Annotated in this window: 13 protein-coding genes; 8 read left to right on the forward strand and 5 right to left on the reverse strand. The window is 73.5% G+C overall.

The features are described from left to right. Window positions 1-26: 26 nt before the first annotated feature. Window positions 27-317: a DUF2530 domain-containing protein gene (locus ACIRO3_RS31605; protein WP_361777320.1), complete on the forward strand. Its 291-nt coding sequence runs from the start codon at window positions 27-29 to the stop codon at window positions 315-317. 137 nt (window positions 318-454) lie between these two features. Then, a complete protein-coding gene (locus tag ACIRO3_RS31610; protein ID WP_404142519.1) occupies window positions 455-2953 on the forward strand; it encodes an HAD-IC family P-type ATPase in 2499 nt (832 codons plus the stop codon). A 23-nt stretch (window positions 2954-2976) separates the two neighbouring features. Here the strand turns inward: ACIRO3_RS31610 and ACIRO3_RS31615 are convergent, their stop codons facing one another. The 4 genes from ACIRO3_RS31615 to serC form a co-directional block, all read right to left on the reverse strand. Then, on the reverse strand, window positions 2977-6147 hold the full coding sequence (locus ACIRO3_RS31615) for a sacsin N-terminal ATP-binding-like domain-containing protein (RefSeq protein ID WP_404142520.1): 3171 nt from the start codon (window positions 6145-6147) through the stop codon (window positions 2977-2979). Window positions 6148-6211: 64 nt separating this feature from the next. Next, the gene (locus ACIRO3_RS31620) at window positions 6212-6829 is read right to left on the reverse strand and encodes a class F sortase (RefSeq protein WP_404142523.1); all 618 of its coding nucleotides are present in this window, start codon (window positions 6827-6829) and stop codon (window positions 6212-6214) included. Then, the gene (locus ACIRO3_RS31625) at window positions 6822-7787 is read right to left on the reverse strand and encodes a hypothetical protein (protein WP_404142525.1); all 966 of its coding nucleotides are present in this window, start codon (window positions 7785-7787) and stop codon (window positions 6822-6824) included. The genes ACIRO3_RS31620 and ACIRO3_RS31625 overlap by 8 nt, the downstream gene beginning before the upstream one ends. Before the next feature lie 291 nt (window positions 7788-8078). Then, on the reverse strand, window positions 8079-9200 hold the full coding sequence (gene serC, locus ACIRO3_RS31630) for a phosphoserine transaminase (RefSeq protein ID WP_361777335.1): 1122 nt from the start codon (window positions 9198-9200) through the stop codon (window positions 8079-8081). A 239-nt stretch (window positions 9201-9439) separates the two neighbouring features. On the opposite strand from serC, the gene ACIRO3_RS31635 reads away from it, so the two are divergent. Continuing rightward, the gene (locus ACIRO3_RS31635; protein ID WP_365998451.1) at window positions 9440-10399 is read left to right on the forward strand and encodes an EamA family transporter; all 960 of its coding nucleotides are present in this window, start codon (window positions 9440-9442) and stop codon (window positions 10397-10399) included. Between the two features lie 112 nt (window positions 10400-10511). Here the strand turns inward: ACIRO3_RS31635 and ACIRO3_RS31640 are convergent, their stop codons facing one another. Continuing rightward, a complete protein-coding gene (locus tag ACIRO3_RS31640) occupies window positions 10512-12134 on the reverse strand; it encodes an alpha/beta fold hydrolase (RefSeq protein WP_404142530.1) in 1623 nt (540 codons plus the stop codon). A 318-nt stretch (window positions 12135-12452) separates the two neighbouring features. Between ACIRO3_RS31640 and ACIRO3_RS31645 the strand changes: the two genes are divergently transcribed. From ACIRO3_RS31645 to ACIRO3_RS31665, 5 genes are all read left to right on the forward strand, one after another. Beyond that, a complete protein-coding gene (locus ACIRO3_RS31645; protein WP_361777344.1) occupies window positions 12453-13253 on the forward strand; it encodes a TIGR03084 family metal-binding protein in 801 nt (266 codons plus the stop codon). Between the two features lie 68 nt (window positions 13254-13321). Beyond that, window positions 13322-15196 (forward strand): acyclic terpene utilization AtuA family protein, encoded by a 1875-nt coding sequence (locus tag ACIRO3_RS31650; protein ID WP_404142602.1) that lies wholly within the window; start codon window positions 13322-13324, stop codon window positions 15194-15196. After that, a complete protein-coding gene (locus ACIRO3_RS31655; RefSeq protein ID WP_404142533.1) occupies window positions 15193-16791 on the forward strand; it encodes an acyl-CoA carboxylase subunit beta in 1599 nt (532 codons plus the stop codon). The genes ACIRO3_RS31650 and ACIRO3_RS31655 overlap by 4 nt, the downstream gene beginning before the upstream one ends. Window positions 16792-16799: 8 nt before the next feature. Then, window positions 16800-18755 (forward strand): biotin carboxylase N-terminal domain-containing protein, encoded by a 1956-nt coding sequence (locus ACIRO3_RS31660; RefSeq protein ID WP_404142535.1) that lies wholly within the window; start codon window positions 16800-16802, stop codon window positions 18753-18755. Next, window positions 18752-19912, forward strand: a complete 1161-nt coding sequence (locus ACIRO3_RS31665) for an acyl-CoA dehydrogenase family protein (protein WP_361777356.1) — start codon at window positions 18752-18754, stop codon at window positions 19910-19912. Before ACIRO3_RS31660 ends, ACIRO3_RS31665 begins: the two co-directional genes overlap by 4 nt. The last annotated feature ends 34 nt before the right edge of the window (window positions 19913-19946 follow it).

Here is a 19946-nt window from a genome sequence, read left to right on the forward strand (position 1 = left end):
GATTCGCGCCGCCTAGACTTGGACACATGGCGAAATGGACCGCACAGCACGAGGCCCCCGAGCCCCTGGAGGGCCCCGTCGTCGCGACCGTCGTCGGCGGCACCGTCATCTGGTTCGTCCTCTTCCTCGTTCAGCTCCCCTTCTACGGGTGGTTCGCCGACCGGGACATGTTGTGGTGGGTCTGGACCCCGCTGGCCGGCGCGGCCCTCGGCCTGATCGGCATCTGGTACGCCCGCGGCCGCGAGGCGGCGATCAAGCGCCACAAGGAACAGCAGGCCGCCGGAGCCGAAGGGACCGGCGCGGCCGGAGCACAGTAGGGCCCCGACGTCCAGCCCCCTTCGACTCCCGGGGCGCGGGTGAGGGGAGTCCCGAGGGAGGATTCGGGTCATCCCGAAGTCGGATCTTCGTCCTGCTCGGCGGGTGAAGCGTTCGAAGGCCCTTTACCGTCGAAAGCATGACGCAGCGGGCAGAGACCGAATCCGAGGGACCGCGGCCGGCCGGCGGGGGCGGCGCGCGGGGCGGCGCCGCGGGCCGCGCCCCGGTCGGCACGGCCATCGACGCGGGAGCCGAGCTGGATCCGGTCCACCCGATGAAGCCGCCCGCTCCCCGCTTCAAGCCGGGCGGACTGAGCACCGCCGAGGTCGCCGAACGCGTCGCGCGCGGAGACGTCAACGACGTCCCCGTCCGGTCCTCACGGTCCACCTCCGAGATCGTCCGCGCGAACGTCTTCACCCGCTTCAACGCCATCATCGGCGTCCTCTGGGTGATCATGCTCGTCGTCGCCCCGATCCAGGACAGCCTGTTCGGATTCGTGATCATCGCGAACACCGGCATCGGCATCATCCAGGAACTCCGCGCCAAGAAGACCCTCGACGGACTCGCCGTCATCGGCGAGGCCAAACCCAGCGTCCGCCGTGACGGCGGCGCCGGCCAGATCTCCACCTCCGAGATCGTCCTCGACGACGTGATCGAGCTCGGACCGGGCGACAAGGTCGTCGTCGACGGGGTCGTCGGCGAGGCCGACGGACTGGAGATCGACGAATCCCTCCTCACCGGCGAGGCCGACCCGGTGCTGAAGAAGCCCGGCGACCCGGTCATGTCCGGCTCCTTCGTCGTCGCCGGCGGCGGCGCCTTCACCGCCACCAAGGTCGGCCGCGAGGCCTACGCCGCCCAGCTGGCCGAAGAGGCCTCCCGCTTCACGCTCGTCCACTCCGAGCTGCGCTCCGGCATCTCCACCATCCTCAAGTACGTCACCTGGATGATGATCCCGACCTCCATCGGCCTGATCATCAGCCAGCTCGTCGTCAAGGACAACAACCTCAAGGACGCCATCGCCCGCACCGTCGGCGGCATCGTCCCGATGATCCCCGAGGGCCTCGTCCTGCTGACCTCCGTCGCCTTCGCCATCGGCGTCATCCGACTCGGCCGCAAGCAGTGCCTCGTCCAGGAACTCCCCGCCATCGAGGGCCTCGCCCGCGTCGACGTGGTCTGCCTCGACAAGACCGGCACCCTCACCGAGGGCGGCATGGACGTCACCGAACTGCGCCCCCTCGGCGGCGCCGATCCCGCCTACGTACAGAAAGTGCTCGGCGCGCTCGGCGAATCCGACCCCCGCCCCAACGCCAGCCTCCAGGCCATCATCGACGCCTACCCCGACAGCGCCGAGTGGCGGTGCACGGAGTCGCTGCCCTTCTCCTCCGCCCGCAAGTACAGCGGCGCCGGCTTCAGCGAGGGCGACGGCGAGAACAACACCTGGCTGCTCGGCGCCCCCGACGTCCTCCTCCCGGCCGGGGACCCGGCCCTCGACGAGATCAACGCCCTCAACGAAGAGGGGCTGCGCGTCCTCCTGCTGGCCCGCTCCGGACGCGAACTCGACGACCCGGCCGTGGCCACCGGCGTCAAACCCACCGCCCTGGTCGTCCTGGAACAGCGGCTGCGCCCCGACGCCGCCGACACCCTGCGCTACTTCGAGGACCAGGACGTCAAGACCAAGGTCATCTCCGGTGACAACGCGGTCTCCGTCGGCGCGGTCGCCGGCAAACTCGGCCTGCCGGGCGCCCAGAACACGGTCGACGCCCGCAAGCTGCCGACCGACCAGGCGGAGATGGCCAGGGCCCTCGACGAGAACGCCGTGTTCGGGCGGGTCAGCCCGCAGCAGAAGCGGGACATGGTCGCCGCCCTCCAGTCCAAGGGCCACACGGTCGCGATGACCGGCGACGGCGTCAACGACGTGCTCGCCCTCAAGGACGCCGACATCGGCGTGAGCATGGGGTCCGGATCCGAGGCGACCCGGGCCGTGGCCCAGATCGTGCTCCTCAACAACAGCTTCTCCACCCTGCCCTCGGTGGTCGCGGAGGGCCGCCGGGTCATCGGCAACATCACCCGGGTCGCCACCCTCTTCCTCACGAAGACGGTCTACTCGGTACTGCTGGCCGTCCTCGTGGTCTGCTCCCAGGTCGAGTACCCGTTCCTGCCCCGCCACCTGACGCTGCTGTCCACCCTCACCATCGGCATCCCGGCCTTCTTCCTGGCCCTGGCGCCGAACAAGGAACGCGCGAAGCCGCACTTCGTGAAACGGGTGATGCGCTACGCGATCCCCGGCGGCGTGATCGCCGCGGTCGCCACCTTCGTGACGTACCTGATCGCCCGCCACCACTACTCCGGACCGAACGCCCTGGAAGCCGAGACCAGCGCGGCGACCCTGGCGCTGTTCCTGACCTCCATGTGGGTCCTGGCGATCATCGCCCGCCCCTACACCTGGTGGCGGGTCGCCCTGGTCGGCGCGATGGGCGCGGCCTTCCTGATCGTCCTCGTCGTGCCCTGGCTCCAGGAGTTCTTCGAGCTGAAGCTGGTCGGCGCCGTGATGCCGTGGACGGCCGTCGGCATCGCCGTGATCGCGGCGGCCCTGATCGAGGTCACCTTCCGGTGGGTCGACCGGAGGTTCCCGGCCTGACCCACCCGAAGGGACCCGCGGAGTCAGTCGAACCAGCGGTCGCGGGCCAGTTCCGCCGTGCGCGAGGGATCCTCCAGCAGGGCGGCGACCTCGAAACGGCGCGGCCACTGACCCGCCGCCCAGGCCAGGCCCGCCGCCACGCCCTCCAGGGTCGAGGCGTGCAGGGTGCCGTCCGGGGTGCGGCGCCAGTCGAGTTCGGTGCCGCCCGCGACGAGTTCCCCGTGCTCGACGTAGCTGAGCGGGGTGGCCGGACCGAGCAGCTGGAGCACCGACTCCGGGACCTCGTGCTCCTCGCCCGGCGTGCTGACCTCGGCCGGAACGGTGTCCGACAGCCGGCGTACCTGGAGCAGCTCCGCCAGGTCGGCGGCGCGCGCCGGGGCGACCGGCAGGAGCGGCAGCCCGGCCGTCAGCGGCAGCAGGTCGGGGGCGTCCGCGATCACCGCGTCGGCCGCGTCCACCACGCGGATCTCCCCGTCCACCACCGCCCGCAGGTCGTCGGGGAGGGTGACCTGTTCGGGGTCCAGGTCGGCCAGCGCCCCGTACAGGGCGTGCAGCTGCCGGTCCGAGACCTCGCGGTCCGGGTCGGCGAGGCGGCCCAGGAGTTCGGCCGCGCCGCCCGGCTCGTCGAGCAGGGCCGCCACGGTGGTCCGTACGCCCAGGGCGCGCAGCACCTGCTCGTCCTCGAACCCGGTGGCGTCCGCCGAGGTGTACAGGCCCGCCAGCAGCGGGTCGCCGCCGGCGGCCCGCAGTCCCGCCGGGCGGCGGCCGTCCAGCACCGGGTGGTCGCGCAGCCACCAGGCGGTGTACGAGCGCACGGAGCGGGTGGTGCCGTCCGGGAGCAGCACCCGCACGGGCTGGGTCAGGGCGTCGCGCAGCGGGGGCTGCGCGAGCATGGCCAACGCCTGCGGCCAGCGGTCGTCGTCGACCAGGTCGAGGTCCCGTACGGCGATCAGCTCGGTGGCGACCGGCGGCAGCGGGGTGTCCGGCAGCTGGTCCAGCAGGTCCTCGCACCACACGTCCACCGCGTCGAGCAGGCCCGCGTCGTCCGGTTCGGCGAAGTCCCCGTCACGGGGCTCCAGTTCGTCGGGATCCAGGACCACGTCGGTGGCGCGCACCAACTGGAACGTGGCCAGCACCCCGACGGCGGTCAGCGTGTCGGCGTCCCAGCGTTCGGCCAGCTCGGCCTCCAGGAAGGGGACCTCGTCCTCGCGGATGACCGAGGCCAACGGTGATCCGGGCAGCAGGAGTTCACCCGCCGGGGTGAGTTCCCCGTCCTCGTCGGGCAGTGCCAGCGCGCCCAGCCAGGGCTCGTCGCCGGGCGCCAGATCGGCCTCGCGCACCAGGGTCAGGACGATCTCGGCGAGTTCGTCGGAGTCCGGCGCGTCCTCGTCCCAGATCTCGCCGGCGTCCATGGAGGCGGCCACGGCCGCCCGGACCTGCGGGGTGGTCAGGACCGAGCGCGGGGAGGCCGGGAGCGCGCCCAGCTTCTCCAACAGCGGGTGCGCCGCGTCCGGATGCGCCACCTTCAGGCCGAGCCGGGCCAGGCTCGGCGGGGTGTCGGCGCCGGGCAGCAGGATGTGCCGGGGGCCGATCGCGGTGCGTCCGTCGGCCAGCGGCACGGGCAGCCCCGACAGCCGGTCGGGGTCCACGCCGGCGAGGCTGTCGTACAGCCGGTACCACCACTCGGGGGCCCGCTCGATGCCCGCGATCCGCTCGATGGCGTCGCCCAGCGGCAGCCGGCCCACGCCCAGGGTGCGCAGTTCGGCGCGGCGTTCCAGCCCGGCGGGCAGCAGCGTCGGCAGCACCTCGGCGAGGACGTTCACGGTGTCGGACCCGGCGCCCTCCACCACCTCGGCCTCGAAGGGTCGCAGCGCGGAGCGTTCCTCGGCCGTCTCGGTGGTGGGGGCCTCGGCGGGGGCGGCCGGCGCGAGGAACGCCGTACGGGGCAGCCGCTCGATCACGGCCGCGCGCAGCTCCCCGTCCAGCGGGCCCTTGCCGAGCGGGCCGGGCACCAGGTCCACGAGGGCGGTGCTCACCGGGTCCCAGGAGCCGAGGAGTTCGGCGTACGCGTCGGCGGCCCGCTGCACGAGGAAGTCGGTCAGCGGCCCCGGCGCGGGGTGCCGGCGGCTGGTGTCCAACGGCAGCGAGGCGATCAGCAGGGCGGGGATGCCCAGCGGCTCGTCGGTCGGCGTCGGCGCGTGCACCACCGGCGCGGTGCGCGGGTGCACGGGCGCGCCGTCGGCGTCCACGGGTGCGGCCCAGGTGACCGTCCAGGTGGGCCGCAGCCGTTCCTCGACGGGCCGGTCCGCGAGCAACTCCCGGGCGATGGGGCCGTGGTGGCGCACGGTGCGCCAACGGTGGGTGCCGGAGGCGGAGTCCTCGATGACGGTGTACGGGCCCTCGGCGCGCCGGTACAGCACACGGTGTCCGCCGGCGGGGGTCTCCACGACGACCTCGCGCAGCCCGGGAAGGGTCAGCAGCAGTGCGTCGTCGATGCCGGCCAGCAGCCGCTCCACCAGTTCCTCGGCGGCGCCGTCGCGCAGCGGCAGCACCACGACGGTGTCGTACCCCTCGGGGGCGGTGCCCTCGGCGGGCAACGGCAGGCGCAGCAACGGTACGTGGCCGTCGCGGCGGCGCAGCTCGTCGCCGAGTCCGGGGCTGCCGTTGGCGGCGTCCCGGGCCAGTTCGCGGGCCTCGGCCAGGGACCAGCGGACACCGCCGTGCCGGCCGAGCACCGCCGGCTCGTCGGAGACCGCCAGGACGGCGGCGAAGCCGACGCCGAAGCGGCCGACGGTCTCCGCCGAACCGGCCGCCCCGTTCGCCGCGTCCGCGCCCGAACCGGCGGGCTCCCGCTTCGCGGAGGCGCGCAGGGTGCTCAGCGACTCCACGCCCGTGGCGTCCAGCGGGGCGCCGGTGTTGGCGACGGCGAGCACCGCGTGCCCGCCCTCGCCCGGGTGCAGGGTGAGCCGCAACCGGCCCGGGACCCGGGCGCGGGCCGCCGCGTCGGCGGCGTTCTGGGCCAGCTCGACGACGAGCCGGTCCCGGTAGCCGCCGAGCGCCAGGTCCTCCTCGGCGTTGGCGTCCTCGCGGAACCGGGAGGGGCCCGCGCCCCAGGCGTCGAGCACTCCGCGCCGCAGCCGGGCCGTGCCGAAGGGGTCCACGCCACCCTGGGCCGCCGTTACTCGCACGCTCACGCCGCTGCCTCCAAGAATTGCCGAGCCGAACCGGGCCGAACTCCTGAAGGTATCGCGTGCCGGGCTACTCCCGGCCGGTGAGGTGCGCGTACACGACCACGTTGGAGTCCCAGTGACGGTCCGCGGTGAGGGCTCCGCCACAGGTGATCAGGCGCAGTTCGGCCCTGCCGCGGGTGTTCCCGTAGACCTTGTCGGTGGGGAACGCGTCCTTCTTGTAGGTGTCGACCTCGTCGACGGCGAAGACGGCGGTGCTGCCGTCGGTGCGGTGGACCCGGATCGGCTGGTCCTTCCTCAGCTTCCTGAGGTTGAAGAAGACGGCCTCGGGCGCCTGCGGGGTGTCCATGTGGCCGACGATGGCGGCGGCTCCGGCCTCGCCCGGCGTCGGACCGTCCTTGTACCAGGCCGCGTCCTTCGGCTTCGCGAAGTCCGGCTCCACCATCACCCCTTCGGCGTCGAGCCCGACGGTGTCGAGCGGGGCGTCGACCTTGATGTCGGGGATCGCGACGCGGTCCGGGACGGAGGGCGGCAGCGCGCCGGCCGCGATCGGCGCGGACGCGGTGTCCGTGCCCGTGGCGGCGGCGGAGCAGCCGGAGGTGAGGAGGACGGCGAGGCCGGCGGTGCCCGCCAGGGCGGCCGCGCGGCGTGCGCGGCCACCCCGACGGAGGGTGGGCAGGTCAGGCATCGCGGGTCGCGCCCTGAGCGGCTCCGGCGTCGGGGCCGGTGGTGGTCGCGACCGCGGTCCCGGTGGTGGTCCCGGTGGCGGCGAGGGGGGCTTGGCCGGTGTTCACGGAGCCCTTGGGCTTCCTGTGCTCGCTCGGCTTCAGCGGGGTCACCGGCTGCACGGGGGTCACCGGCTTCGCGTCGGGCTTCTTGTCGTGACCGGCGGCCTCGGTGGAGAACTTCACGGTGTCGAACTTCTTGCCGCCCGCGAAGGCGTCCACGCCGTAGTAGCCGGTCTTGACGTCGTTCGCGACGACGGCGGTGCCGGTCCAGGTGCCCTTGCCGTCGCCCTTCAGGTCGACCCGGCCGCCGGCGAAGGCGCCCGACTTCACCTGGGCGCTCTTGTCACCGGCGCCCGTGGTGACGGTGACGGCCACCTTGTCGCCGGGGCGGCCGAAGTCCTTGGACAGCCGCAGGGTGGGGGACTGCGGCTTCGGGTCCGGCGCGCCGGCCTTGACCGTCAGCTGCGCGGTGGCCCGCACCGTGCCGCCGGGCGCCGAACCGGTGAGGGCGACGCCGTAGTTCCCGTCCTTGACGTCGGCGACCTTGGCGCTGCCCGTCCAGGTGGTGCCGCTCTTGCCCTCGGTCAGGACGACGTCGCCCAGCGCGGCGGAGGAGACGGACAGCGAGGTCGAGCCCTCGGGGGCGGTGACGCCGATCTCCACGCTCGCGCCCGGCTCGGCGGTCGAGGCGGAGAGCTTCAGGCTCGCGTCGGTGCTGCCGGTCTTCGTGCCGGTGCCGGTGCCGGTGCCGGTTCCGGTGCCGCTGTCGGTTCCGGTGCCGGTGCTCGCGCTGGTCGCGGCGGTCGTGCCGGCCGTGTGGGTCGGGTGGGGTGCGTCGGCGGCGAAGGCCGTGCCGGCGCCGCCGAGGGCCATCGACGAGACGAGGACGATGCCCGAGATGGTGAATGCCTTGCGCATGGATTTCCTCCTGAAGGGGCCGGGGTTCGTTCCCGGCACACCAGACATGAGGGACATCCGGGGCACTTTGGTTGCAGGGGTGGCGCGGGCTCCCAGGGGGCCCGGCCGAAGGTCCCGCGGCGGGAAACCGCAGGCCGCGAGGGCCCGCGGGATGTTCCGTTTGCCGGCTCTTTGTCCCGATTTTTGGGACGAAGGTCCCGGTGCGGAAGCCGCCGCGGGGGCCGCGAACGCCGAGACCCCCGGCGACGCGAACGTCACCGGGGGCCTCGGGGAGAACGGGGAAAGGACGAATCAGAGCTTCTCGATCACGTGGTCGATGCACGCGGTCAGCGCCTGCACGTCCGCCGGGTCGATCGAGGGGAACATCGCCACGCGCAGCTGGTTGCGACCGAGCTTGCGGTACGGCTCGGTGTCCACGATGCCGTTGGCGCGCAGCACCTTGGCGACCGCCGCCGCGTCGATGTCGTCGGAGAAGTCGATCGTGCCGATGACCGCCGAGCGCTTGTCGGCGTCCGTGACGAACGGGGTCGCGTACTTCGACGCCTCCGCCCAGCCGTAGAGGTTGCGCGCGCTGGCCGCCGTGCGGCCGGTCGTGAACTCCAGGCCACCCTGGCCGTTCATCCACTGCAACTGCTGGTCCAGCAGGAAGAGAGTGGACAGCGCGGGGGTGTTGTACGTCTGGTTCTTCAGCGAGTTGTCGATCGCCGTCGGCAGCGAGAAGAACTCCGGGATGTGCCGGCTGCCGGACGCGTGCACGCGCGCCGCCCGCTCCAGCGCCGCCGGCGAGAACGCAGCCAGCCACAGGCCGCCGTCCGAGGCGAAGGACTTCTGCGGGGCGAAGTAGTAGACGTCGGTCTCGGTGATGTCCACCGGCAGACCGCCGGCGCCCGAGGTCGCGTCCACCAGGACGAGTGAACCGGCGTCGGCGCCCGCGACCCGCTTGATCGGCGCCGCGACACCCGTCGAGGTCTCGTTGTGCGTGTACGCGTACACGTCCACACCGGCCTCGGCGACCGGCTCGGGGTGGGTGCCCGGCTCCGAGGAGATCACGGACGGCGCGTCCAGCCACGGCGCGAGCTTCGCGGCGGTGGCGAACTTGGAGGAGAACTCACCGAAGGTGAGGTGCTGGGACTTCTTCTCGATGAGCCCGGCGGTCGCGATGTCCCAGAAGGCGGTGGAGCCGCCGTTGCCCAGGATCACCTCGTAGCCCTCGGGGAGGGAGAAGAGGTCCCGGAGTCCCTGTCGCACCGAGCCGACCAGGTTCTTGACCGGGGCCTGGCGGTGGGAGGTTCCGAGCAGGGAGGTACCGGTGGCGGCCAGGGCGTCGAGCGCCTCGGTCCGCACCTTGGAGGGGCCCGCGCCGAAGCGTCCGTCGGCGGGCTTGATGTCAGCGGGAATCTGGATCTCAGCCACGAGCGGAGCGTATCGGGTCCCGGACGCCGTCTCGGAGGCGCGTCCATTCGGTGAGACGCGGTGTCCCGGAGGGCGGGTGCGGGGCCGGGCGTTCGGTCCGGACGGTGTCCGGGGTGGCCGCGGGGCCCACCACCTCGGGGAACGCGCGGCCCGGGGCTTCGGTCGGGCGGTGCGGTGGTGTGACCCGTGTAAGGCGGAGCACGGCTTGCCACCCGTTACAGACGCCTTAGCCTGGGGAGATGACCGCGTCCACTCCGCCCGTGTCCCCACGCGCCTCCCAGCCCGCGACCGCGCCCGCCCCGAACCCCGCCGAGACGGCCGCGTCCGGTGGTGCCCGCGCCCGTCTGGGACCGGTCGCGCTGGTGGTCTCGGCCGGGGTCTCGGTGCAGTTCGGCGCGGCCCTCGCGGTCATGATCATGCCGAGGGCCGGGGCGGCGGGCGTGGTCACGCTCCGGTTGGCGGCCGCGGCGCTGGTCCTGCTGGTCCTGTGCCGCCCCAAGGTGCGCGGGTACAAGCGCGCCGACTGGACCACCGTCCTGTGGTTCGGCGTGACCATGGCCGGCATGAACGGCCTCTTCTACCAGGCCATCGACCGCATCCCGCTCGGCCCGGCCGTGACCCTGGAGGTCCTCGGCCCCCTCGCCCTCTCGGTGGTCGTCTCCCGCCGCCTGGTCAACGTCCTGTGGGCCGGCCTGGCCCTGGCGGGGGTCGTGCTCCTCGCCGGCCACGGCGGCGGCGGCTTCGGCGGCCTCGATCCGCTGGGCGCCGCCTTCGCGCTCGGAGCCGGCGGGATGTGGGCCGCGTACATCGTCTTCAGCGCGCGTACCGGGCGCCGGTTCCCGCAGGCGGACGGCCTGGCCCTGGCCATGGCGGTCGCCGCGGTCCTCTGCCTGCCCCTGGGCATCGTCGAGGCGGGCTCCGACCTCCTGGTCCCGAGCACGCTGGCGCTCGGTCTGGGCGTCGCGGTGATGTCCTCGGTCCTGCCCTACACCCTGGAACTGCTGGCCCTGCGCAAGCTGCCCGCCCCCACCTTCGCGATCCTGATGAGCCTGGAACCGGCGATCGCCGCGACGGCCGGCTTCCTGGTGCTGCACCAGGCCCTGTCCGCGCTGGACGCCCTCGCCATCGCCCTGGTGATCGCGGCGAGCATGGGCGCGGTCCGCTCCCAGATCGGCAAGCGGGCCCTGACGACCTCCTGAGCCGTCTCCCCCTCACCCCTTCCCGGGACGCCTCCCGCCCCGCCGCCCCACGAGAGGGCGGCGGGGCGGTTCCGTACCCGCGGGGAGGCGGACGGTCTCGCGCCGCTCCGGCTCAGCCGAGCGGCAGGTCCAGGAAGGACGGGGTGGCCTCCGGGGAGGTGAAGGCCAGCGTGGCGCGCGGCAGGTTCGCGTCGCCGTAGAAGGGGTCGCGGCCGTCGATCACCAGGAGCAGACGGTGCCCGGCCGGGACGTCGTACGCCGTCGCCTGGAGTTCGACGTCCGCGCGGATCAGGCTGTCCGGGGGCGAGTCGAGGTCGCTGAACGGGGCGTGGGTGACGAGGTGGGCGCTCCCGTCGGGCGCCGAGTCCAGGAGGTACGCGACGAAGGTGGACCCGGGGTTCGCCGCCCGGTACGTCACCCGCAGGCGGGGCGTGCCCCGCAGTCGGGCGGTCTCCTCCTCGGGCGGCGCGGCCCAGACGGCGGCCACGCCGCGGTCGATGGCGCCGGTCGGGTAGACCTTCGGCCGGCCGGCCATCTCCGCGTGGCCGGACGTCACGATCGCGTCGGCGACGGTCGCCGGGGTGTCCACCCCGCACACCACGCCGGCCGTCCACCCGGCCTCGGGCTCGTGCGCCAGCTCCCCGCCGCCCGTCAGGTGGACGCGGCGGGTCCGCTCGGTGAGCGCCGACCACGTGGCGCGCGGCTCCAGGCCCTTGCCCCACATCACCTCGCTGACCACCTCGCCCTCGTCGGCGACGCCGTTGTCGAGGCCCTTCAGGTGGTGGTCGAACCAGCGGTGGGCGTCCGTCCAGATCCGGTTGGGCAGACCGAGCATGCCGGACGCCTCGGGCCCGGAGTGGTCCCCGATGGAGAGGTCCAGGCGCTTGGGGCCGGTCAGTTCGTTGAACATCCGCACGCTCTGGTTGCCCGGGAAGAGCGTCTCGTGCCAGGCCTGCGCGAAGAGGATCGGGACCCGGCGCCGGTTGAGCTCCTTGACGTGGGTGAGGGGCGAGCGCCGCTCCGCCCACCGCAGGGTCCCCTCGATGTCGCGGTCGGCGAGCACGTTCTCGAAGACGCTCCGCGTCCGGGGGCTCAGTCGGGCCTGCGCGGCCGCGCTCAGCAGGGCTCGCACGGCGGCGACGTGCCGGGTCGAGTTCTCGAAGAAGGCCTCCCCGAGGTCGCCCCAGGTGCTGAGCGCGACGACCGCGTCCACGCGGGTGTCGTGCGCGGCGACGAGCTGGCTGATGCCGGAGCCGTAGGAGTCGCCGAGGAACCCGATCCTCGTGACGGGCCCCGCGGTCCGCTCGACCAGGTGGTCCAGGGCGTGACTGCCGTCGGCGACGTCGAGCGGTCCCGCCACGTCGACCTGTCCCTCGGACCCTCCGAAACCGCGGGCGGTGTAGGCGAGGACGTCGTAGCCGCGCGCCGCGAAGAGCGCGCCCTGGACGGCGTACGCGAGCCAGCCCAGGTTCGTCCACGGCGAGGGCATCACGATCACCGGCCGGGGTTCGGACCCGGTGTGGCGCCACAGCGCGGCGTCGAGCAGGTCCCCGTCGGCGCCGGTCACCTTGCCGCGGCTGAACACGGCGACGGACCGGACCTCCACGACGTCGGCGGCGCGGGCCGGGGACAGGCCGGTGACGTCACCGGTTTCGAGGGCGGTGACGAAGGCGTGCAGGGCGTGCGCGTCGAGTTCGGGGTAGAGCGAGAAGTCGGCTGAGGTCACGTACGTCACGTCAGTTCATCCTCTTCGTCGAGTGGCATGACATGAACGGATGCGCGCTCTGGGCCCGGAGCGAAGCACTCAGTATCGACACGACAGCGGAGAGTTTCCGCGCGTTGCCGGCGTACGGCCGGATTCGCCCCCCGGCCGGTGCGTCGCTCGCCCCCGACGTGTCCCTCGCCGGACCAGGCGGGCGCCAAGTCCACTGCGCATCCGGCGAGTTGACGGGGCCGGCGGGAACGCGTCAGTCGACGAGAAAATCATGCAAGCGTGCTTGATTGTTTTGAGGAGCCCTGCCAGGCTTCCCCCACGCCGAGAGGGGAGCGCACCGTGCCCGATCCGTCCGCCGTCGCCGTCTTCGCCGATCTCCGAGAGGAGAGTCGGGACCTCGATCGCCTGGTCGGGGAGCTGTCCGAGCCCGGTTGGGCGAAGGCCACCCCCGCGAGCGGCTGGACCGTCGCCCACCAGATCGCCCACCTGTACTGGACCGACCGCGTCGCGCTGCTGTCCCTCACCGACCAGGCCGGCTTCGGACGGATGATCGAGGAGGCCCTCGCCGCCCCCGACTCCTTCGTGGACGAGGGCGCCGACGAAGGCGCCGCGCTGGCGCCCGCCGAACTGCTCGCCCGCTGGCGGACCACCCGCACCGCCCTCGACGAAGCGCTCGCGGTGGCCTCGCCCGACACCCGCTTCCCCTGGTACGGGCCGCCCATGAAGGCCGCCTCCATGGCGAGCGCCCGCCTGATGGAGACCTGGGCCCACGGGCAGGACGTCGCCGACGCCCTCGGCGTCCGCCGGACCCCGACGGCCCGACTGCGGCACGTCGCCCGGATCGGGATCCGGGCGCGCGACTACGCGTACGCGGTCCGGGGCCTGCCGGCGCCCGAGGAGGAGTTCCGGGTGGAACTCACCGCCCCCGACGGGGCGCAGCCGTGGACGTACGGGCCCGCCGACGCCCTCCAGCGGATCACCGGATCCGCCCTCGACTTCTGCCTGTTGGTGACCCAGCGCGTACACCGCGCGGACACCGCCCTGACGGCGACCGGCCCCGACGCCGACCGCTGGCTGGACATCGCCCAGGCCTTCGCGGGCCCGGCGGGTCCCGGGCGCGCGCCGGAGGGCTCCCGGTGACCCGCCGCCCGCTGCGGATCGCCAACGCCTCCGGCTTTTACGGGGACCGGTTCGCCGCCGTGCGCGAGATGCTCACCGGCGGCCCGATCGACGTGCTGACCGGGGACTACCTGGCCGAACTGACCATGCTGATCCTGGGCCGCGACCGCCTGAAGAACCCGGACCTCGGCTACGCCAAGACCTTCCTGCGCCAACTGGAGGAGAACCTCGCGCTCGCGCACGAGCGGGGCGTACGGATCGTCGCGAACGCCGGCGGTCTGAACCCGGCGGGACTCGCCGACGCCCTGCGGGAGTTGGCGGACAAGCTGGGTGTCCCCGTCTCGGTGGCGCACGTCGAGGGCGACGACTTGATGCCCTTCTCGGAAGGCGCGCTGACGGCCAACGCCTACCTCGGCGGCGCGGGGATCACCGCCTGCCTGCGGGCGGGCGCGGACGTGGTGGTCACGGGCCGGGTCACCGACGCGGCGCTGGTCAGCGGGTCGGCGGCCTGGTGGTTCGACTGGGCGCCGGACGCGTACGACCGCCTGGCCGGGGCGGTGGTCGCCGGCCACGTCCTGGAGTGCGGCACCCAGGCCACCGGCGGCAACTACGCCTTCTTCACCCGGCACGACGTCCGCACCCCCGGCTTCCCGCTCGCCGAGATCGCCGAGGACGGTTCCTCGGTCGTCACCAAACACCCGGGCACGGGCGGGGCGATCACCGTCGGCACCGTGACCGCCCAACTCCTCTACGAGACACAGGGCGTCCGCTACCTGGGCCCGGACGTGACGGCCCGCCTCGACACCGTGCGGCTCGCCCAGACCGGCCCGGACCGGGTCGCGATCTCCGACGTCCGAGGCGAAGCCCCGCCCGACACCCTCAAAGTGGGCGTGACCCGGATCGGGGGCTGGCGCAACGAGGTGGTCTTCGTCCTCACCGGCCTCGACGTCGAGGCCAAGGCCGACCTGGTCAAGGCGCAACTCGCGCAGGCCCTTTCGGGAGTGGCCACCGTGACGTGGACCCTGGCCCGCACCGACCACGCCGACCCGGACACGGAGGAGAGCGCGAGCGCCCTGCTCCGCCTGGTGGTCCGCGACCCGTCCCCGGACCGGGTCGGCCGGGGCCTGACCGCCGCCGCGATCGAACTGGCCCTGGGCAGCTACCCCGGCTTCCACGTGAGCACCCCTCCCGGCCCGGCCCAGCCGTACGGGGTCTTCACCTCGTCCCTGGTCCCGGCAGCGACGGTCCCCCACGTGGCGGTCCTCCCCGACACCACCCGCCACCCGATCGTCCCGGCCCCGCCCATCGCGGCCCCGATCGTCCCGGGCCCGTCGATCTCAGCCCCACCCGTCCCGGCCCCGCCCATTGCAGCCCCGCCCGTCCCGGCTCCGTCCATCGCGGCCCCGCCCGTCCCGGCCCCGCCCATTGCAGCCCCGCCGGCGTTTGAGGCGCGGGGGTCCGGGGGCGGAGCTCCCGAAGGGGCCCGGGGCGCGACCCCGGCCCCGGGAACGGCCGGGGCCGGCGCCGGGAACAGCCCCGCAGAACCCCCCGCACCGGCCCCACCCACGCACCCACCCACGCACCCACCCACGCACCCGCCCACCACCCGCGCCCCGCTCGGCGCCCTGTTCGGCGCCCGCAGCGGCGACAAGGGCGGCGACGCCAACATCGGCGTCTGGGCCGAGAGCGACGCCGCCTGGCAGTGGCTCCACGACACCCTCACGGCCGACGCCCTCACCACGCTGCTCCCCGAGACCGCCGGCCTGCCCGTCGCCCGGCACGAACTCCCGCACCTGAGGGCCCTGAACTTCACCGTCACCGGCATCCTCGGCGCCGGCGTCGCCTCGGGCCACCGCTTCGACCCGCAGGCCAAGGCCCTCGGCGAATGGCTGCGCGCCCGCCACGTCGACATCCCGACGCACCTCCTGTCGTCCGACCCCGCCCCGGAGGGGACCCGCCCATGACCCGCCTCGGCACCACCGTGGATCCGTACGCCCCCGAGCACACGGCCGCCCGTACCGCCGCCCTCGCCCGCCTCGCCGAACTCGACGCCGAGCACCACAAGGCCCTGCTCGGCGGCGGGGAGAAGTACACCGACCGGCACCGGACCCGCGGCAAACTGCCCGCCCGGGAGCGCATCGAGCTGCTCCTCGATCCGGACACCCCGTTCCTGGAGCTGTCCCCGCTCGCCGCCTGGGGCAGCGATCATCCCGTCGGCGCCTCGATGATCACCGGCATCGGGACCGTCGAGGGCGTCGAGTGCCTGGTCACCGCCAACGACCCGACCGTGCGCGGCGGTGCCAGCAATCCCTGGACGCTCAGGAAGGCCCTGCGGGCCAACGAGATCGCCCGGCAGAACCGGTTGCCCTGCATCAGCCTCGTCGAGTCCGGTGGCGCCGATCTCCCGTCGCAGAAGGAGATCTTCATTCCGGGCGGCGCGATCTTCCGTGACATCACCCGGCTCTCGGCCGAGGGCATTCCGACCATCGCCGTCGTCTTCGGCAACTCCACCGCCGGGGGCGCGTACGTCCCCGGCATGTCCGACCACACCATCATGATCAAAGACCGGTCGAAGGTGTTCCTCGGCGGTCCGCCGCTGGTCAAGATGGCCACCGGCGAGGAGAGCGACGACGAGTCCCTCGGCGGGGCCGACATGCACGCCCGGACCTCGGGCCTCGCCGACCACTACGCCCTCGACGAGTACGACGCGATCCGGCAGGCCCGCCGGGTCGTGGCCCGCCTCAACCACCGCAAGCCGCACCTCGATCCGCCCCGCGCCGAGGAGCCCCTCCACGACCCGGAGGAACTCCTCGGCATCGTCCCGGCCGACCTGAAGACCCCCTTCGACCCCCGCGAGGTCATCGCCCGCCTCGTCGACGGCTCCGACTTCGACGAGTTCAAGCCCCTGTACGGCACCAGCCTGGTCACCGGGTGGGCGACCCTGCACGGGTATCCGATCGGCATCCTCGCCAACGCCCAGGGCGTCCTGTTCAGCGCCGAGTCGCAGAAGGCCACCCAGTTCATCCAGCTCGCCAACCAGCGGGACATCCCGCTGCTCTTCCTCCACAACACCACCGGCTACATGGTCGGCAAGGAGTACGAGCAGGGCGGCATCGTCAAGCACGGCTCGATGATGATCAACGCGGTCTCCAACTCCCGCGTACCGCACCTGTCCGTCCTCGTCGGCGCCAGTTACGGCGCCGGCCACTACGGGATGTGCGGTCGCGCCTTCGAACCGCGCTTCCTCTTCGCGTGGCCGAGCGCCAAGTCCGCCGTCATGGGCGCCCAACAGCTCGCCGGGGTGCTGTCGATCGTCTCCCGCCAGTCGGCCGCCGCCAAGGGGCAGCCCTACGACGAGGAGGCCGACGCGGGGATGCGCGCCTTCGTCGAGGCGCAGATCGAGTCCGAGTCCCTGCCGATGTTCCTGTCCGGTCGGCTGTACGACGACGGGGTCATCGACCCGCGCGACACCCGTACCGTCCTCGGCCTGTGCCTGTCGGCCGTCCACAACGCCCCCGTCGAGGGCGCCCGTGGCGGCTTCGGCGTCTTCCGGATGTGAGCCCGCAGATGACCATCACCTCCCTGCTCGTCGCCAACCGGGGCGAGATCGCCGTACGGATCTTCCGCACCGCGCGCGCCCTGGGCCTGGCCACCGTGGCCGTGCACTCCGACCCCGACGCCGACGCCCTGCACGTCCGGTCCGCCGACGCGGCGGTCCGGCTGCCGGGCGCGGCCCCCGCCGACACCTATCTGCGGGGCGACCTGGTCATCGGGGCCGCCCTCGCGGCGGGCGCCGACGCCGTCCACCCCGGCTACGGATTCCTCTCCGAGAACGCCGACTTCGCCCGCGCGGTGGGGGCCGCCGGGCTGACCTGGATCGGCCCGCCGCCCGAGGCCATCGAGGCCATGGCCTCCAAGACCCGGGCCAAGGACCTCATGCGGGCCGCCGGGGTGCCGCTCCTGGAACCCGTCGACCCGGCGCAGGCCGGCCCCGCCGACCTGCCCCTGCTGTTGAAGGCCGCCGCGGGCGGCGGCGGCCGCGGGATGCGCGTCGTACGGGACCTCGACCTGCTCAAGGAGGAACTGGAGGGCGCCCGCGCCGAGGCCCGGTCCGCCTTCGGGGACGACGAGGTCTTCGCCGAGCCCTACGTGGAGCGCGGCCGGCACGTCGAGGTACAGATCCTCGCGGACGCCCACGGCGCCGTCTGGGCCCTGGGCACCCGCGACTGCTCCCTGCAACGCCGCCACCAGAAGGTCATCGAGGAGGCCCCGGCCCCGGGACTCCCGGCGCCACTGCGCGAGAGCCTGCACCAGGCCGCCGTGGCCGCCGCCCGGGCCGTCTCCTACCAGGGCGCGGGCACGGTCGAGTTCCTCGTCACCGCCGACGGCCGCCCGTACTTCCTGGAGATGAACACCCGCCTCCAGGTGGAACACCCGGTCACCGAGGCCGTCTTCGATCTCGACCTGGTCGCCCTGCAACTGCGCGTCGCCGAGGGCGCGGCCCTGCCCGCGGAGCCCCCGGCGGCGGCCGGTCACGCCGTCGAGGCCCGGCTGTACGCCGAGGACCCGGGCCGGGACTGGCGCCCGCAGACCGGCGTCCTGCACACCCTGGCCGTCCCGGGCGACATCCGCGTGGACACCGGTTTCACCGACGGGGACACCGTCGGCGTGCACTACGACCCGATGCTCGCCAAGGTGATCGCCCACGCCCCGACCCGCGCCGAGGCCGTACGGATCCTGGCCCACGCCCTGGCCGGCGCCCGGGTCCACGGCCTGACCACCAACCGCGATCTCCTCGTACGGTCCCTGCGCCACCCCGAGTTCACCGCCGGCCGGCTTGACACCGGCTTCTACGGACGCCACCTCGCCGCCCTCACCGCCGAGGACCCCGACGACGACGCCCCGGCCCTGGCCGCGCTCGCCGCGGCCCTCGCCGACGCGGCGCCGGCGGCCGGGGCCCCGCTCGCCGCCCGCCTCGGCGGCTGGCGCAACCTCGTCTCCCAGCCGCAGACCCGCCGCTACGAGATCGCCGGCGCCCCGTACGAGGTCGGCTACCACCCGGCCCGCAGCGGCCCCCCGGTCCCCGTGGGCCATCCCGGCGTCCGCGTCCTGGCCGCCGCGCCCGAGCTGGTCACCCTCGAAGTCGACGGGGTCCGGCGGGTGTTCCACGTGAAACACAAATCGAACAAGGGGGGTGTGGGGCCCGCCGAGATCTGGGTGGACTCCCCGCTCGGCGCCCACACCCTGACCCGCCTGCCCCGGTTCTCCGATCCCCGGGACCACACCGAACCGGGCTCCCTGCTCGCCCCCATGCCCGGCACCGTCGTCCGCGTCGCCGAGGGCCTGGCCCCCGGCTCGCCCGTCACCGCCGGGCAGCCCCTGCTCTGGCTGGAGGCGATGAAGATGGAACACCGCATCGTCGCGCCCGCCTCCGGCACGCTCACCGCGCTCCACGCCGCCACCGGCCAACAGGTCGAGTTCGGCGCCCTGCTCGCCGTAGTCCAGGAGGAAACACCCGCATGAGCACCGTCGTAGAGACCGAAGAACACCAGGCCCTGCGCTCCGCCGTCGCCGCCCTCGGAAAGCGGTACGGCCGCGAGTACCTGGCCCGGGTCGCCCGTGAGGGCGGCCACCCCGACGAACTGTGGGCCGACGCCGCCAAGCTCGGCTACCTCGGGGTCAACCTCCCCGAGGAGTACGGCGGCGGAGGCGGCGGCATCGCCGAACTCTCCATCGTCCTGGAAGAACTCGGCGCCGCCGGCTGTCCGCTGCTGATGATGGTCGTCTCACCCGCCATCTGCGGCACGGTGATCTCCCGCTTCGGCACCGAGGCCCAGAAGCGGACCTGGCTCCCCGGCCTCGCCGACGGCACCCGCACCATGGCCTTCGGCATCACCGAACCCGACGCGGGCTCCAACTCCCACCGCATCACCACCACCGCCCGCCGCGACGGCGACGACTGGGTGCTCAGCGGCCGCAAGGTGTTCATCTCCGGGGTGGACATCGCCGACGCCACGCTCATCGTGGGCCGCACCGAGGACGCGCGGACCGGCAGCCTCAAGCCCTGCCTGTTCATCGTCCCGCGCGAGACCCCCGGCTTCTCCCGCTCCCTCATCGACATGGAACTCCAGGCCGCCGAGAAGCAGTGGGAACTGGTCCTGGACGAGGTGCGGCTGCCCGCCGACGCCCTGGTCGGCGACGAGGACGCCGGACTCCTCCAACTCTTCGCCGGACTCAACCCCGAACGGATCATGACCGCCGCCTTCGCGATCGGCATGGGCCGGTACGCGCTCGCCAAGGCCGTGGACTACGCCAAGACCCGCCGGGTGTGGAAGGAGGCCATCGGCGCCCACCAGGCCATCGCCCACCCGCTGGCCCAGTCCCACATCGAACTGGAACTGGCCCGCCTGATGATGCAGAAGGCCGCCCGGCTCTACGACACCGGCGACGACATGGGCGCCGGAGAGGCCGCCAACATGGCCAAGTACGCTGCCGCCGAGGCCTGCGTACGGGCGGTCGACCAGTCCGTGCACACCCTGGGCGGCAACGGCCTCACCCGGGAGTACGGCCTGGCCTCCCTGATCACCGCCTCCAGGGTCGCCCGCATAGCCCCCGTCAGCCGGGAGATGATCCTCAACTTCGTCTCCCACCAGACCCTCGGCCTGCCCAAGTCGTACTAGGACCGCACCGGGCGCCGGCCCCCCGCGGGAGGGT

The sequence above is a fragment of the Streptomyces sp. NPDC102278 genome (assembly GCF_044766345.1).
Classification (GTDB): Bacteria; Actinomycetota; Actinomycetes; order Streptomycetales; family Streptomycetaceae; genus Streptomyces.